This is a genomic window from Streptomyces sp. HUAS ZL42 (genome assembly GCF_040782645.1).
Taxonomy (GTDB): domain Bacteria; phylum Actinomycetota; class Actinomycetes; order Streptomycetales; family Streptomycetaceae; genus Streptomyces.
The window spans coordinates 530,423-546,292 of the sequence record NZ_CP160403.1 but is presented as its reverse complement, the minus strand read 5'-3'; the positions used below and the strand labels follow the sequence as shown (position 1 = coordinate 546,292).

Below are 15,870 nucleotides of genomic sequence, written 5' to 3'. Positions count from 1 at the left end.
GCACGCAGGTCGTGATCAATCCGAATAACCTTCTTCGAGTACGACTTGGACGTGGGTGATGCGCGGCCTCACTCGAGCCGGGGGACGTCCGCAGCGCAGACGATTCGACAGGGAGACGACGATGAGCGTTCTTGATGGGATCCTCGAGGGAGTTCGCGAGGACTTGGAAGAGCGTAAGCGTGCGACGCCGTTGGCGGAGCTGCGCTCCCGAGCAGCGGACGCGGCACCCGCGCTCGACCCGCTGCCCGCTTTCCGGGCTCCCGGGGTGTCCATCATCGCCGAGGTGAAGCGCAAGAGCCCCAGCAAGGGGGCGCTGGCAGACATTCCCGACCCTGCGTCCCTCGCGGCCCGGTACGCGGCCGGCGGTGCCGCTGCGATCAGCGTGCTCACCGAGCGCAGGCGTTTCGGCGGCTCTCTCGCCGATCTGGACGCCGTGCGTGCCAGGGTCGATGTGCCCGTCCTGCGCAAGGATTTCATCGTCGACCCCTATCAGCTGTGGGAGGCCCGTGCGCACGGCGCCGACCTTGCGCTTCTCATGGTCGTGTCGCTGGACGACGCCCAACTCACCGACCTGATGGGACTGTGCAAGGAATTGGGTCTCACACCGCTCGTGGAGGCGCACACGGCCGACGAAGTGCGAAGCGCTGTCGCCGCGGGAGCCGAGCTCCTCGGCATCAACGCGCGGGACCTGACGACGCTGGAGGTGGATCGCAAAGTGTTCGCCGATCTCGTGACGGCCATTCCGGAAGGCACGGTCAAGGTCGCCGAATCGGGAGTGACGGGCCCGGAGGACGTAGCGGAGTACCGCGGTTGGGGAGCCGACGTGGTGCTGGTCGGCGAGGCACTGGTCCGCTCGGGGGACCCGCGCACGGCCGTGCGCGAGTTCATCGAGGCGGCCGGGGCGTAACGGCGGACGGCGCCCTCGCACCAAACCAACACCTTCCCCGAGGAGCCCCTCATGACCGCTGCCTTCCACGTCCTCACCACCGGCTACGCCGACGAGCGGGTGGCCGGCACCGTCACTCTGCTCGTCGACGGCGAGACCGTCGCGATCGTCGATCCCGGCATGGTCGCGGACCGCCGGCTCATCCTGGACCCGCTCGCGCACCACGGGCTGAACCCCCAAGACGTCACCGACGTGATCTTCAGCCACCACCACCCGGACCACACGCTGAACGCGGCCCTGTTCCCCGAAGCCCGCTTCCACGACCACATGGCGATCTACCAGAACGACATCTGGGAGGACCGCGATGCCGACGGGTACCAACTGTCGCCGTCGATCACGCTCATGACGACGCCCGGCCACACCGCGGAGGACGTCAGCACCCTGGTCACTGCCGACGAGGGCCTGGTGGTCCTGACCCATTTGTGGTGGAGCGCCGAGGGCCCGGCCGACGACCCCTTCGCGCCCGACCGCGAGCAACTGCGGGCGGCCAGGGAGAAGGTCCTGGCTCTCGCTCCGGCGCTGATCGTGCCGGGACACGGGGCACCGTTCGTGCCGTCGGCGTCGACGCCCGTCTAGCCTGCCGCATACCTTCGTCGCCCAGCCATGAACGATCGGCCGATACCGTCCCACCCTTCCCCTTCCCACACTGGTACCGGCCCCGGGGGCCAAGGGGGAGGCGGGCGCACATGAGAATCAGCCGGACTCGGTTCCTGTCCACGGCTTCGGCGGCGGTCGGCACGCTCATGCTGCCGACGACCAGAGCGGCGGCGATGATCCGAATCGTCCAGGGGGAACGGACGCCACCGCGCCGCGGCCGGAGTCACGGCATATCGTCCACGAAGTCGCCGTAGGGCTGACCATTGCCTGCGCGGCCGCGCCGAGCGGGTGCATGTGCCCGTCCTGGAGGCCCGGCATGACGGTACCGCCGCCGGCGTCGACGACGACAGTACGGGGCCGATGCGTCGGCGTAAGTCCGCGTCGCACCCGACCTCGAGGATCTTTCCTTCGCTGCCGACGGCCACCGCCTGCGCTCGCGCGCTGCCGTCTGTGCGGTTACTGACCTTGGCGTTATAGCGTCTGGTCCTTGTCGGGCCGGGTGACAGGGCCTGTCTGTGCTGGTAGCCCGGAAGTATGCGGTATCCGGATGGGGGCGGGCTGACCGCCGAGCAGCGCAAGTGCCGCGAAGAGGTACGCATGCGGGCCGCTGACCTCTTCGAGGAGGACGTGAAAGTCCCATTCATCGCCCGGGAGTTACGGGTGAGTGAGAAGTCGGTCTACCAGTGGCGCCGCGCCTGGAAGGCGGGCGGGCGGGAAGCGTTACGTTCCCAGGGCCCCCGGGCTATGACTGCCGCCTCGGCCCCCACCTGCAGGCCAGGCTCGCGACATGGCTCGACGAGGGGCCGGCCGCGCACGGCTGGACGGACGACCAGATGTGGACTGCCGCACGGGTGCGCACGCTGATCGGACGGAAGTTCCACCTCTCCTACAGCGTCTCCGGTGTCACGCGGCTGCTGCACCGGATGGGCTTCAGCGTGCAGGTGCCTGCCCGGCCCGCTGCCGAACGTGACGAGGCCGCGATCACCGCATGGCGGGAGGCGACCTGGCAGGAGGTAAAACCCTCCGGGCGGCGACCGGCGCGTTCGTCTGCTTCGAGGACGAAGCCGGCGTGACCGGCCGTCCGCCCAAGGGCCGCACCTGGGGCCGACGCGGCATCACCCCGACGGTACGCGTTTCAGGCCGTGGCCGTGGGCGCCTGTCAGTGGCCGGGCTGCTGTGCTACCGGCCCGGCCTGCCCGCCCGCCTGTGCTACCGGCTGCGCCGGCATACCGGCCGCAAGGGCGAGCGCCGCTCGCTCGGCGAGAGCGACTACATCCGCCTGCTGGATGGCGCCCACCAGCTACTGAAGGCCCCGCTGATCGTGGTGTGGGACCGGCTGAGCACCCACATCTCCACGGCGATGAAGGTGCTGGTGGCCGAGCGGGAATGGCTGACCGTGGTCCTGCTACCCGGGTATGCGCCCGAGCTCAACCCGGTCGAGGGCCTGTGGGCACATATCAAGCGGAGCCTGGCCAACCTCGCCGCCCGCACCCTCAGCGAGCTGGAGACTCTGCTCCGCAAGCGTCTCAAGGCGCTGCAGTACCGACACACCATCCTCGGCGGATTCCTCGCCGGCACGGGCCTCGCCCTCGACAGACCGAACTGACCCTAACGAGCTGAGGTCAGTAACACTCTTCCGTTCAGGATCACGGTGGACACCGGCACCGGGTGCCGGCCGGTCGCGGCCTGTGCGGCTGTACCGGCAGCAGCCACCGAGAGGGCGCCTGCCCCGGCTGCGGCCAGGAACGTCTGCCGGTGAAGCGGGCTGCCCGCGGGTGCCGCAGAGGCGCCGTCGAAGACATCCGGCATCCGATCAACTCCTCACCCGGCGGCTGGTTCGGCCGCCGTCGCGGGGCACGCTGATTGATTAATGTCTTAACCACAAGCCGTCGCGGGGCTGTTGGGGAAGATGGGGTACACATGACGAGCTCGCGTGTCTGGCGGCGTCCCACGCTGGATGCCGTGGCCGCCCGTGCCGGGGTGTCCACGGCCACGGTGTCGAATGCGCTCAACGGCACCGGACGACTGTCCGAGACGACCAGGCAGCGTGTACTGGCCGCGGCACGCGAACTCGGTTACGCTCCGGCCAGCACGGCCCGTGCCCTGGCCCGGGGCGGCACCGGAGTGCTCGGCCTGACCATGACGACGTACGGCGACCTGCCCGTCCCGTACACCGAGATCCCGTACTACGCACAGCTGGTGCTGGGCGCCATGGCGGCGGCCCACAAGCGCGGCTACCTGCTCCAGGTGATGCCGAGTTCGATGTCGTCGTGGATGTGGCTCAACACGCCGATGGACGGCGTCATCCACGTCGATCCGCGCGCGGAGGACCCGGTGCGTTCCATCCTGCGGGAGCGTGGCATACCGATGGTCTGCGAAGGCAGGCCGCCCCAGCCGCACTGGTGCGACGCGTGGGTGGACGCCGACCACGAAGCGGGCCTGTGCCTGCTGCTCGACCACCTCGCGCAGTCCGGCGCCCGGCGGATCGGGCTCTCCCTGCCCCTTCACGACGACGCTTACCCGCGCCTCATCGCCCACACCTACCGGTCCTGGTGCGCCGAACACCGGATGCCCGCCCTTGTGGAGGAGTACGCCTCGCTGCCCGACTACTTCACGGCCGAACAGGAGGCGGTCGGCCGACTGCTCGACCACGATCCAAGACCGGACGCCGTCGTCGGCGTCTACTCCGACTCGGGTCACAACATCCTCGCCGCCGCTCGCCACCACCGGCTCCGGGTGCCGCGGGATCTGCTGGTGGCGTGCATCAGCGAGGATCCGGACTACGCGACGACCACACCGCCCGTCACGACGCTCAGCCTCCGTGCGGACCGGGTGGGTGACGAAGCCGTCGACCTGCTGATCGCTGTCATCAACGCCCGCGGCGGCGTGGACCGGCATCGGCTCGTGCAACCGGTGCTGCTTCCGCGACGGTCCACACGGCGCGCGGTGCGACGGAGGAACGACACACCGTGACCGCACGGGCCCGGAACGCGGCCGGTTGAGGGGGGTGTGCGGTGGCGGGATGCTGGAGGCAGCGCCCGTGATGGGCGACGCAGTGCTGTGCTGCGTGGCTGCAGGAACGAGGTCGGGGCACCGCCATGGACAACAAACCCGACACGACGACGGCAGCGAGGGGCGAGGGACCGCCCGAGGACTTCGTCGTCGTCATCGATGCCCGCGGAGCCGTCATGGCGTGGAGCGCCGGAGCGGGGCGGCTGCTCGGGTACGAGTCCGAGGAGGTGATCGGCCGGCCGGCCGCCTACCTGCTCGCCGCGAAGCTGCCCATCGCGTTGCGGCGCCACCTGGCCGCCCGGGATCCGTGGACGAGCGATGTGGCGCTGCGGAAACGGGACGGAGACCGCGTCCAGTTGCAGCTTCGGGGCACGCCGCTGGCGGACGCGGGCGGCGGGACCCACTGGGTCGTCACCCCGGCGGCGATGACATACCCCGCCGGGCCGACCGATGCGGGGACGGCGGAACTGTGGGACCTCACGCTCGCGCAGCTCCCGTTGCCCGTGGCCGTATACGACCATGAGGCACGGTTCGTGGCCTGCAACCAGGTGATGAGCCGTGCCATGGGGCTCGCGCAGGAGGAGATGAGGGGCCTGACGTTGTGGGAGATCTATCCCGTCCCCCCGCTGGACGAGATCGACCGCCTCCAGCGGCAGGTGGTGCGCACCGGTGAGATGATCTTCCGCGAGGAGCAGCCTTTCCGGGCGTCCGGGGAGGTCCGCGATCACGCGTGGTCGGTCTATCTGTCACCGCTGAAGGACCGGGCGGGCGCAGTGCTGGGGCTGTCGGCGGTGGTGATCGACATCACCGAGCAGTACTGGGCCCGCCGCCGCCTGGCGGTGCTCAACGAGGCCAGCACGCGCATCGGCCGCACCCTCGACGTGACGCGGACAACCGAGGAACTGGCCGAGGTGGCGGTGACCGGCTTCGCCGACTTCGTCACCGTCGACCTGCTGGAATCGGTCGTCCAGGGGCACGAGCCGCAGCCGATACCGCCCGACACGCCGGTGCGGTGCCGCCGTATCGCGCAGCGGTCGGTGCTCTCGGGGTGCCCGGAATCCGTGGTGCGGGCGGGCGAGGTCGACGTCTACCCTCCCGGCTCCCCACCGGCACAGGCGCTGATCAGCGGCCAGGGTGCCTACTACGGTGCGGGCGACCCGCAGCTGCGCCAATGGTCGACGGCCTCCCCGGTGCGTGCCGAGAGCGTGAGACGGTTCAGGATCCATTCGGTGATGATGGTGCCGCTGCGCGCCCGGGGCGTCACCCTGGGTGTGATGCACCTGCTGCGGCACCGTACGGCGGACCCCTTTGGCGAGGACGATCTGGTGCTCGCCGAGGAGATCGCCGCCAGGGCCGCGGTGAGTATCGACAACGCCCGCCGCTACACCCGCGAACGCCGGACCGCGCTCACTCTCCAGCGCAGTCTGCTGCCGGAGCGGCTGCCACGAGCGCAGGCGGTGGACCTTGCCTACCGGTACCTTCCCGCCGGTTCGGGGGACGAGATCGGTGGAGACTGGTTCGACGTCATCGCCCTGTCCGGGGGGCGGGTCGCGCTGGTGGTGGGCGACGTCGTGGGCCACGGCGTGCACGCCTCGGCCACGATGGGCCGGCTGCGCACCGCGGTACGGACCCTCGCCGACGCCGACTTCACGCCCGACGAGCTGCTCACCCGGCTGGACGACCTGGTCATCCGCCTCGACCGGGAGGAAGGCCCGGACACCCGAGGCCAGACGGAGGGGGCCTCGGGAGAGGTCGGGGCGACCTGCCTCTACGCCGTCTACGACCCTGTCGCCGGCCTCTGCGACATGGCCCGGGCCGGGCATCCTCCGCCCGTCCTGGTCACCCCCGACGGCACCGTGCAAGTCCTGGAGGTACCCGCCGGGCCGCCGCTCGGCCTGGGCGGACTGCCCTTCGAGGCAGCTCGGATCGAGGTGGGCGAGGGCAGCCTGCTCGCCCTTTACACCGACGGCCTGATCGCCCCCGGCCGGGACATCGACGTAGGACTGGAGCTGCTGACCGAAGCGCTGCGCCGCCCGGCCGCCGGCCTGGAGGAAGCCTGCGACGAGGTCATGCGGAAGGTACAGCCCGACCCCCCCACCGACGACATCGTCCTGCTGCTGGCACGCACCCGCGGACTCGGCGCGGACCAGGTGTGCACCTGGCAGGTGCCCGTGGATCCCGCGGCCGTCGCCAGGGCCCGCCGGATGGCGAGCGAACAGCTGGCAGCCTGGGGACTGGCCGAGCTGGAGTTCCCCACCGAACTGATCGTCAGCGAGCTGGTCACCAACGCCATCCGGTACGGCAACGCCCCCATCGAGCTGCGGCTCATCCACTCGGACGTGCTGATCTGCGAAGTCTCCGACGGCAGCAGCACCGCCCCGCACCTGCGGCGGGCCCGTGTCTTCGACGAGGGCGGACGCGGACTGCTGCTCGTCGCCCAGGTGGCCGAGCGCTGGGGCAGCCGCCACACCGCCGTCGGCAAGACGATCTGGGCCGAACAACCTCTGTCCCAGTGAGCGTCCCGGCGACTCGCACAACGACGATCTGCCGGCGTCCAGCGCGGCCTCCGGACTACGGGCGGCCGGAGGAGATCCACGCCGGGGATCGGGGACGCCCAGGTCACGCGGGTCTTCGATGTGCGCTCCGGCGCCAACTTGTCGTTCTCGGTCGCAAGCGACGGCCGGATCACGATCAGCGGCATCTACCGCACCACCCACCCCCAGGACAGCGTCGTCGGCGTCACATTGGACCGCCCCGTACAGCCGACCGACATCGCCGCCGGCAGGATCGCGACCGCCGACAGCGAGGAGACGTCCAAGGGCCACACGGCGGCCAAGGCGGTCGACGGGGCCACCGCCACCCGCTGGTGCGCGAACGACGGCAACACCGGCCACTGGCTCTAGGTCGACCTCGGCTCGCCCCGCTCGCTGACCGGAACCCGGATTGCCTGGGAACTGGACAAGACCAACTACCAGTACAAGATCGAGGGTTCCACCGACAACGGCACGTGGACCACACTCGTCAACGGCACCGCCACCACCAGCACCAGTCAGGTACCGCAACCTGGAGGTCTACGACCGGCCCTTCACCGCGGACCTGGGCACCTACAAGGTGATCAACGGCAACAGCGGCAAGGCGCTGGACGTCGCCAACGCCTCGACCGCCGACGGCGCCATCGTCATCCAGGGGCCCGTCACCGGCGGCTCCAACCAGGACTGGCAGGTCGTCAGCCTCTGACCAGCGGCCCCCCGGGCTGCGTCCGACCTGCGAAACGGGGTCACATCCTGCCAGGATGTGACCCCGTTTCCCTGGAGACGTTCCCACCCTGGAAACGTCGGGATCAGCCCCGAACACCTCTGGCGGCACTCCCAGCTTTTTCGGCGCGTTTGGTGCGGGCCGGGGCGGCCTCAGGCCATGGCCAGGACGGCGGAGATCAGGGCTCGCAGGCAGACCCTTTCGGCCTCCTCGTCCGGCAGTGAGAGGTGCTGCATCGTCAGCCCGTCGAAGCCCGCGAGGAAGAACCTCGCGATCGTCTCGGCGGGCTGAGCGAGCTGGTGCCCTGTGCGTTCGGCGGCCTCGCTGATCAGCTTCGCCGTCACGGCCGAGATGCCGCGGTGGTGGCCTTGCAGAGCCTCCTGGAGATGGGGCGTGCGCAGGGCGAACATGGACAGTTCCGTGAGGAGCTGGTAGGACGCGGGCTGTTCGAGCACGGTGCGCCACAGGGCCTCGGCGAGCGTGACGATCGTGTCCTCGAAGCCCGTGTCCGTGGGCGCCGCCTGCTCCACCTGCGTGACCAGGTCCTCGGTGAGCTGCTCCATGACGGCCCGGTACAGATCTTCCTTCGTGCCGAAGGTGTAGTGCACGGTCGCCTGGGCCACCCCCAGCTCGGCGGCGATGGCACGGGTACTTCCGGCGGCCACGCCCTCCCTGGCCATGAGGTCGATGGCCGCCTTGATCAGTTGGGGGCGGCGCTCCGCCGCGGATACATGAGCCATCACAGCATCCTATTCGACTCAGTCCGTCGAACAGGTCGCTCGACAAGGTCTGGTATCTCCTGCGCAGACGCGCTCATTGCGGGGTTGCCTCTCTGGTTCTCCCCGGCCCGGGCCCGGCCGGACGTTTCTAGGTGTAGGCAGGTTCCGTCAGTCGACTGTGTCAGTCAACACGATCAGACGACATTGTCACTCGACAATGTCGCCTGTATGGTTCTGGCCAGCGACAGCCTGCGCCGAACGAAAGGCAAGCTCATGACGAACCAGACCCTCGGCGGAACCGAGCCGATCCCTCAGCGCCCCGCTCTGCCCCTGGTCGGCCACGCGTTCGACATCCCCGGTGGCGCCGACGGCCTGCTCTATGTGATGAACGAGGCCAAGGAGCTGGGGCCGCTGTTCAAGCTCCGCATCTTCGGCAACGAGATCAACTTCGCCTCCGGTCTCGACCTGGTCACCGAGCTGGCGGACGAGACGCGGTTCCGCAAGAACGTGCACCCCGACCTCGTGATCCTTCGCGAGATCGGCGGCGACGGGCTCTTCACCGCGTTCAACGACGAGCCCAACTGGCGCAAGGCGCACGACATCCTGATGCCGGCCTTCTCCCTCGGCGCGATGCGCGGCTACCACGCGACGATGCTCAAGGTGGCCCGGGAGCTGATCGGTAAGTGGGACCGGGCGGCCGGGACGGAGCCCGTGGACGTGGCCGGCGACATGACACGGCTGACGTTCGACACGATCGGCCTGTGCGGATTCGGCTACGACTTCGAGTCCTTCGGCCGCGAGGAGTCGCACCCCTTCGTCACCGCCCTGTCGCGAGCGCTCGGCTTCGCCCAGGCCAAGGGGGAGTCCATCCCGGGCGCGGACCTGTTCAAGTGGAAGCAGGCCGAGCAGTTCCGCGCCGACGTGACCCTGATGAAGGACCTGGTCGACGACGTGATCCGAGAGCGTCGGGCCTACGGAGACCCGAGCACCGACGACCTGCTCGGGCGCATGCTGCACACCCTCCCCCACTCTCAACCTCGTTCGAGCGGGGGGACCCCCATCGCGGTGACGGGGGAGCCCCTGGACGACGTCAACATCCGCTACCAGGCGATCACGTTCCTCATCGCCGGGCACGAGACCACCAGCGGGGCCCTGTCCTTCGCCCTCTACTACCTGACCAAGCACCCCGAGGTCCTCGCCCGCGCCCAGGCCGAGGTCGACGCGCTGTGGGGCGACTCCGACGCCCCCGAGCCCGACTACGGGGACATCGGCAAGCTGACGTACATCCGCCAGGTGCTCAACGAGAGCCTGCGGCTGTGGCCGACGGCCCCCGCGTACGCCGTGGAGCCGCTGGAGGACACCGTCATCGGCGGGAAGTACGCCGTGCGCAAGGGCGAGTCGATCCAGGTGCTCATCCCGCAGCTGCACCGGGACCCCGCCTGGGGCGAGAACGTCGAGCTGTTCGACCCCGACCGGTTCCTGCCCGAGCGGGAGGAGGAGCGGCCGGTGCACCTGTTCAAGCCGTTCGGCAGCGGCGAACGCGCCTGCATCGGCCGCCAGTTCGCGCTGCACGAGGCGACGCTGGTCCTCGCGCTGGTGATCCACCGCTACCGCCTGATCGACCACACCAACTATCAGCTGAAGATCAAGCAGTCGCTCACCCTCAAGCCCGACGCGTTCACGCTGAACCTGGCCCGGCGCACCAGCGGGGAGCGCCGCCTGCCCACCGCCCCGGCCGTCGCCGCGAGCAGTGCTCCCGCCGGCCAGGACCGGCCCGGGGGCCGGCGCGCCACCGGCACCGCGCTGACCCTCCTGCACGGCTCCAACCTGGGCACCTGCGCGGGCATCGCCCGCGACCTGGCGGCGGACGGCGACGAGCGCGGCTTCGCCCCGTCCGTAGCTCCCCTCAACGACGCCGTGGGCGAGCTCTCCGGGAGTGACGGGCCGGTGGTGATCGTGGCCGCCTCTTACAACGGCCGGCCCACCGACGACGCCACGGAATTCGTCGCCTGGCTGGAGGGCCTGGAGCCCGGCGCGCTCGACGGCCTCCAGTACGCGGTACTCGGCGTCGGCGACCGCAACTGGGCCGCCACTTACCAGCGCATCCCCACCCTCATCGACGAGCGGCTCACCGCCGCGGGCGCCACCTCACTGCTCGAGCGCGGCGCCGCGGACGCCGCCGGCGACTTCGCAGGCACGGTGGACCTGTGGACCGGTGACCTGTGGACCGCCCTGCTGGAGCGGTACGGCGCCGCCGCAGAGGCGCAGGAGGCAGCCGAGCCGGCCGCCGAACAGGAGACGGGACTGTACGAGCTGGAGGACGCGACCGACTCGGTCATCGGCGGCCTCGCGGCGCGACACGGCGTACAGCCGATGGAGGTGCTCGACGCGTACGAACTGGTCGACATGGACCACGGGTTGGGCCGCTCCAAGCGATTCCTGAGGCTGCGGCTGCCCGAGGGAGTCACCTACCGCACCGGCGACCACCTGGCCGTGCTCCCGAGCAACCCGGACGCCCTCGTGCGGCGGGTGGCCGACCGCTTCGGCCTCGACCTGGACCGCACCGTGCGACTGCGCGCCCGTCGCCGCAGCCGGGGCGCCCTGCCCGTCGACCGTCCGCTGACCCTGCGCCGCCTGCTGACCGACTTCGTGGAACTGCAGGATGCCGCCACCCAGGAGCAGGTCGCCGTGCTCGCCGAGCACACCGCCTGCCCGCCCGAGAAGCGGCCCCTGGCCGAACTCGCGGCGGCGGACCCGGAGGCCTTCGGCGAGCAGGTGACCGCCGCCGGACACAGCCTCCTGGACCTGCTGGAGCGCTACCGCGCCTGCGAGCTGCCCTTCGAACGCTTCCTGGAACTGCTGCCCGTCCTGCGCCCGCGCCACTACTCCATCTCCTCGTCCGCCGAAGCGGCACCCGGCGAGGTCGACCTGATGGTGTCGCTGCTCGCCGCACCCCACCGGGGCGGTCAGGGCACGTTCCACGGCATCGCCTCGCACTACCTCCGGACCGTGCACGCCGGCGACACCGTCCAGGCCAGGGTGCTGCCCTGCAGCGAGGACTTCCGCCTGCCGCAGGAGGATTCGGTGCCGGTGATCCTGGTGAGCGCGGGCACCGGTCTGGCGCCCTTCCGCGGCGCCGTCCTCGACCGCCACCACACCCGGTCGACCGGAACGCTGCTGTGCTACTTCGGCTGCGACCACCCCGACGTCGACTACCTCCACCGCGCGGAACTCGAGGCGGCCGAGGCGGCCGGAGCCGTCAGCATGCGACCCACCTTCTCCTGCGCCCCCGAGGACGGCGCCCGCTTCGTCCAGGACCGCATCGCGAAGGAGAGCGACGAGGTCTGGGCGGTACTGGAGGCCGGCGGGCGCGTCTACATCTGCGGAGACGGCCGCCGCATGGCCCCGGCGGTGCGGGAGGCGTTCAGGGAGATCTACCGCGACCGCACGGGCGCGGGTGGTGACGAGGCCACCGCCTGGCTGGCCGCCATGACCGAGTCGGGCCACTACGTGGAAGACGTCTGGGCCGGCTGACCCTTTCGGTGGCAGGCGTCCATCGAACCGAACCTGACTCGTGAGGCTCTCATGCTTGTTGCACACTCGGCGCTGCGTCGAGGAACGGTGGTAGTCCCCAACTCCTCGCAGAGGAGCGGCCGGTGAACGCGCGAGGTGGCTCCGCTCTCACCTTCGGTGTGGCCGTGGCGCTGATCGCCGGAGTCACCCTCGGCAACGGCGGGGCGAACGTGATGCCCGTCTTCGTCGACGACTTCGCGACACGCTTCGGGCTGTCGGACTCCGGCGCCGGAATCGTGGCCGCGAGCCAACTGATGCCGACGGCGGTGGTGACGCTGCTGCTGGCCAAGCGGGCCGCGCGGCCGGGCCGGGTGCGGATGACCCGCCTCGGTCTGGCCCTCTCGGGAGCCGGCTTCCTGGGAGCGGCGGCGGCCACCGACCCGGTGACCCTGGTTCTGGCCAACCTGGTCCTCGGCACAGGGCTCGGCGCGGTCTACGCGGCGGCCACGGCGGCGCTCGCCGCCACCGACGACGCCGACAAGGCGTCCGCCGTCACCATCTCCGGCACCGTCGGCGTGACCGCACTGCTGATCATGGGCGTCCCCGCGGCCAACCACGACCTGGGGGAGGGCTCCGGCTTCCTGCTCATGACGTTGTGCTGCCTCGCCGCCTGGCCACTGATACGCCGGCTCCCGGACGGTCCCTCCACACCGGACACCGGGTCCGCCGGCACCGGGGAGACGACCGCGGCCAAGCCGTCGGTGGTTCTGCTCCTCGGGACCGCGCTCCTGTGGGCCGTCACCCAGGGCGCGTGGTCGTACGCCTCGGTGCTGGGCCGCCAGCACACCGGGATGTCCCACTCGGCCGTATCGGCCGTCCTCGCGATCTCCAGCGTCGTGGCGCTCGTCGGCGCGGTCGTGGGTCCGGTGGCGGCGCGACGCTTCGGGCGCATGCGGTCGATGGCCGTCTTCGTCACGGTGCAGGCCCTCGCGATGGCGGCCCTGATCCTCACCCACGACCCCGTGCTCTTCACCGTCGCGGCCGTCCTCTGGCAGGCCTGCCAACTGGCCGTCCTGGTGCAGATGCTCGCCGCCGCGGCGCTCATCGACCCGACCGGACGCCTGGTGGCCTCCCTCAGCGGCGCGGGCGCCCTGGGCACCGGCATCGGACCGCTGGCCGTCGGAGCCGTCCTCGACGCCGCCGGGGCCGACGTGCTCGGCCTCGTCCTGGCACTCGGCACCGTCATCGCCTCGCTGCCCCTGCTCCGGATGACGGTGGCCGGTACGCAGGCATCGGCCGAGCGCGGGCTCGCGCCGTCCTCCGCCGCCGCGACCGGGTAGGCACGTCAGCCGGGTCGTCCGACGGCTCGACGCCATGAAGCGGCCACCGCCCCGTTCTACGTCAGGGGCGGTGGCCGCTTCACGGAATCGAGAGAGGATGGTCCTGGTCAGGCGTCAGCTGTCCGCCTGGCGTTCGAGCGCCACCTTGGGCAGCCACCGGGCGAGGGGGGCGGGCAGCCACCAGGCCCACTTGCCGAGCAGCTGCATGGCGGCCGGGACGATCAGGCAGCGGATGACCAGCGCGTCCATCAGGATCGCCACGCCGAGGCCGAGGCCGAACTGCTGGAGCATCCGGTCCGAGCTCAGCATGAAGGCGCCGAACACCATGATCATGATGGCCCCGGCCGCCGTGATCACCTTGCCGGTGGTGGCCAGTCCTTCCCGGACCGCCAGGGAGTGGTCCTTCGTGCGCTCCCACTCCTCGTGGATCCGCCCGACCAGGAAGACCTCGTAGTCCATGGAAAGGCCGAAGACGATCGCGAAGATCAGCACGGGGAGGAAGGCTTCGATCGGCCCGGGCTGCACCCCGAACCAGCCGAGCTGAAACACCAGGGTCATCGCGCCGAGCGCGGCGGTGATCGAGAGAAGGTTCAACAGGGCCGCCTTGATGGGGATCAGCAGCGACCGGAAGACCAGCATCAGTAGCAGTGAGGACAGCCCGACGACGACGGCGACGAACAGAGGCAGCCTCTTGGAGACTGTGTCCGCGAAGTCCTGGGAGGCGGCGGTGGCACCGCCGACCAGGATCTTGGCGCCGGTGGCGCGCTCCAGGTTCGGGGCCACGTCGTCGCGCAGGTGATGCACGAGATCAGTGGTGCCCTCGTCCTGTGGCGCGGTCTTCGGGTAGACGATCACAGTGGTCAAAGCGCCGTCCTCGGAGGGAAGCGCGGGGCTGGCTGCGGCCACACCCCTGGCCTTGGCCAGCTCGGACCGCACAGTCCGGCCGGCGGCCTCGTCACCCTGTGCCAAGACGACCAGCGGTCCGTTGAAGCCCGGGCCGAAGCCCTCGGCGAGCAGGTCGTACGCCTGCCTCGAGGTGGAGGTCTTCGGGTCGTTGCCGGCGTCGGCGAAGCCGAGGCGCATGCCCAGTGCCGGTGCGGACAGGGCCAGCAGGGCGAAAACGGCGACCAGCAGGGCCGGCAGTGGACGGCGCTGCACGGCTCGGGCCAGGGCCCGCCAGCGGCTGCCTTCCGTCCTGCTCTTGACCGCGGTCTTGGCCGCGTGCTTCAGCACATGGCGCTGGATGCGCTTGCCGAGGAACGCAAGGAGTGCGGGCAGCAGGATGAGTGAGGCGGCCATCGTGGTCAGCACGGTCAGTGCCAGGGCAAGGGCCACGCCCTGCAGTGAGCCGAGGCCGAGCGCGACCAGACCGAGCAGGGCGATGATCACGGTGCAGCCGGCGAAGAAGACGGTGCGGCCGGCGGCGTCCAGAGCTTTACGGGTGGCGTCGGCCGGGTCGGCGCCGGCGGTGAGCTCGTGCCGGTAGCGGTAGAAGATCAGCAGGGCGTAGTCGACGCCGACGCCGAGGCCGACGAGCATCGTGATGGGTGGCGTGAAGTCGGCGATGGTGAAGACGTGTGAGGCGAGGACGATGAGGCTGAGGGCCGAGCCGACCGCGAAGAGGGCGGTGATCAGCGGTACGGCGGCCGCCACCAGGGAGCCGAAGAGCAGCCCGAGGATGACTACGGCGGCCACGATGCCGGCCAGTTCCGCGGTTGGGCTTCCCTTTTCTTCCGCGCCGCGTACGGCATCGCCGCCGAGTTCGACCTGGAGCCCGTCCTTCTCCAAACCCTTGGCGGTGTCGATGATCGCGGTGACGTCCTCCTTGGGTACGGCCTCGGCCTTGCCGCCGAGCGTCACGGTGGCGTAGCCGATCGTGCCGCCCTCGGACACGGCGGAGGCATCGGTGTACGGGCTGCGGATCTCGGCGACGCTCGGCAGACCCTTCACCTCGGCCAGCATCTTTTCGACCGCGGCCCGGCGGCCGTCGAGGCCCTGAGCGTCCTTGAACACGATGTCGACGCTGTCGCCGGCCTGGGCGGAACCGTGCTTGCTGAACAGGTCGGTGGCGGTCTGGGAGTCGGTGCCCGGTAGGGAGAAGTCGTTCTTGTACGCGGAGCCGACGGCCCCGGAACCCAAAGTGACGGCCGCCAGGACGGCCACCCAGATCAACAGGGCGGCCCAGCGATGACGCTGCGCCCAGCCGGCCAGATCTCCGAACCGGCCGCCGCGCGGCTTGTCCGGCCCGTCCGGTGCGAGCGGGGTGACTGGCGGTGCGACGGGCGCGCCTGCGCCGCGGGTGGGAGACATATGGGTGGCTACCTCGGATTCGATCGGGAGTTGCCCGGCTTGAGAACCACGCCCACCACGGCGCCGCACAGCGTGGGCACACCCACCCCGAGGGCGATCAGAACGCCGCCGATGTCCATGGCCGGCGCCCGGCGCCCGGCCGCCGTGACCGGCGGCATTCCGGCGGCAGCCCCGACGA

Annotated in this window: 13 protein-coding genes; 11 read left to right on the top strand and 2 right to left on the bottom strand. The window is 70.5% G+C overall.

Features of this window, described 5'->3' with window-relative positions; all coding sequences use genetic code 11:
* Window positions 1-121 precede the first annotated feature (121 nt).
* The 9 genes from trpC to ABZO29_RS02620 all read left to right on the top strand — a co-directional run bounded on the left by trpC (window position 122) and on the right by ABZO29_RS02620 (window position 7,792).
* Window positions 122-907, top strand: a complete 786-nt coding sequence (gene trpC, locus ABZO29_RS02660; protein WP_367318489.1) for an indole-3-glycerol phosphate synthase TrpC — start codon at window positions 122-124, stop codon at window positions 905-907.
* A 51-nt stretch (window positions 908-958) separates the two neighbouring features.
* On the top strand, window positions 959-1,522 hold the full coding sequence (locus ABZO29_RS02655; RefSeq protein WP_367318488.1) for an MBL fold metallo-hydrolase: 564 nt from the start codon (window positions 959-961) through the stop codon (window positions 1,520-1,522).
* Between the two features lie 555 nt (window positions 1,523-2,077).
* Window positions 2,078-2,407 (top strand): helix-turn-helix domain-containing protein, encoded by a 330-nt coding sequence (locus ABZO29_RS02650; RefSeq protein ID WP_367318487.1) that lies wholly within the window; start codon window positions 2,078-2,080, stop codon window positions 2,405-2,407.
* Complete coding sequence (locus ABZO29_RS02645; protein WP_367318486.1) at window positions 2,377-2,616, top strand: winged helix-turn-helix domain-containing protein; 240 nt, start codon at window positions 2,377-2,379, stop codon at window positions 2,614-2,616. Before ABZO29_RS02650 ends, ABZO29_RS02645 begins: the two co-directional genes overlap by 31 nt.
* Window positions 2,613-3,149 carry a transposase gene (locus ABZO29_RS02640; protein WP_367318485.1) on the top strand — a complete coding sequence of 179 codons (537 nt, stop codon included), beginning with the start codon at window positions 2,613-2,615 and terminating at the stop codon, window positions 3,147-3,149. The genes ABZO29_RS02645 and ABZO29_RS02640 overlap by 4 nt, the downstream gene beginning before the upstream one ends.
* 314 nt (window positions 3,150-3,463) lie before the next feature.
* A complete protein-coding gene (locus tag ABZO29_RS02635; protein ID WP_367318484.1) occupies window positions 3,464-4,516 on the top strand; it encodes a LacI family DNA-binding transcriptional regulator in 1,053 nt (350 codons plus the stop codon).
* Window positions 4,517-4,641: 125 nt separating this feature from the next.
* Entirely contained in the window at window positions 4,642-7,071 is a 2,430-nt protein-coding gene (locus ABZO29_RS02630; RefSeq protein ID WP_367318483.1) for a SpoIIE family protein phosphatase, read from the top strand.
* A gap of 138 nt (window positions 7,072-7,209) precedes the next feature.
* Window positions 7,210-7,458 carry a discoidin domain-containing protein gene (locus ABZO29_RS02625; protein WP_367318482.1) on the top strand — a complete coding sequence of 83 codons (249 nt, stop codon included), beginning with the start codon at window positions 7,210-7,212 and terminating at the stop codon, window positions 7,456-7,458.
* A gap of 208 nt (window positions 7,459-7,666) precedes the next feature.
* A complete protein-coding gene (locus ABZO29_RS02620; protein WP_367318481.1) occupies window positions 7,667-7,792 on the top strand; it encodes an RICIN domain-containing protein in 126 nt (41 codons plus the stop codon).
* Between the two features lie 170 nt (window positions 7,793-7,962).
* On the opposite strand, the gene ABZO29_RS02615 is transcribed toward ABZO29_RS02620, so the two are convergent.
* Complete coding sequence (locus tag ABZO29_RS02615; protein WP_367318480.1) at window positions 7,963-8,550, bottom strand: TetR/AcrR family transcriptional regulator; 588 nt, start codon at window positions 8,548-8,550, stop codon at window positions 7,963-7,965.
* 252 nt (window positions 8,551-8,802) lie between these two features.
* On the opposite strand from ABZO29_RS02615, the gene ABZO29_RS02610 reads away from it, so the two are divergent.
* A complete protein-coding gene (locus ABZO29_RS02610; protein WP_367318479.1) occupies window positions 8,803-12,063 on the top strand; it encodes a bifunctional cytochrome P450/NADPH--P450 reductase in 3,261 nt (1,086 codons plus the stop codon).
* Window positions 12,064-12,185: 122 nt separating this feature from the next.
* A complete protein-coding gene (locus ABZO29_RS02605; protein ID WP_367318478.1) occupies window positions 12,186-13,382 on the top strand; it encodes an MFS transporter in 1,197 nt (398 codons plus the stop codon).
* A gap of 114 nt (window positions 13,383-13,496) precedes the next feature.
* On the opposite strand, the gene ABZO29_RS02600 is transcribed toward ABZO29_RS02605, so the two are convergent.
* The gene (locus ABZO29_RS02600) at window positions 13,497-15,692 is read right to left on the bottom strand and encodes an MMPL family transporter (protein WP_367318477.1); all 2,196 of its coding nucleotides are present in this window, start codon (window positions 15,690-15,692) and stop codon (window positions 13,497-13,499) included.
* Between the last annotated feature and the right edge of the window lie 178 nt (window positions 15,693-15,870).

Coding starts and splice junctions, on each gene's coding strand:
- trpC (WP_367318489.1), top strand. CDS start 122: ATGAGCGTTCTTGATGGGATCCTCGAGGGAGTTCGCGAGGACTTGGAA.
- ABZO29_RS02600 (WP_367318477.1), bottom strand. CDS start 15,692: ATGTCTCCCACCCGCGGCGCAGGCGCGCCCGTCGCACCGCCAGTCACC.
- ABZO29_RS02645 (WP_367318486.1), top strand. CDS start 2,377: ATGTGGACTGCCGCACGGGTGCGCACGCTGATCGGACGGAAGTTCCAC.
- ABZO29_RS02615 (WP_367318480.1), bottom strand. CDS start 8,550: ATGGCTCATGTATCCGCGGCGGAGCGCCGCCCCCAACTGATCAAGGCG.
- ABZO29_RS02635 (WP_367318484.1), top strand. CDS start 3,464: ATGACGAGCTCGCGTGTCTGGCGGCGTCCCACGCTGGATGCCGTGGCC.
- ABZO29_RS02650 (WP_367318487.1), top strand. CDS start 2,078: ATGCGGTATCCGGATGGGGGCGGGCTGACCGCCGAGCAGCGCAAGTGC.
- ABZO29_RS02610 (WP_367318479.1), top strand. CDS start 8,803: ATGACGAACCAGACCCTCGGCGGAACCGAGCCGATCCCTCAGCGCCCC.
- ABZO29_RS02630 (WP_367318483.1), top strand. CDS start 4,642: ATGGACAACAAACCCGACACGACGACGGCAGCGAGGGGCGAGGGACCG.
- ABZO29_RS02655 (WP_367318488.1), top strand. CDS start 959: ATGACCGCTGCCTTCCACGTCCTCACCACCGGCTACGCCGACGAGCGG.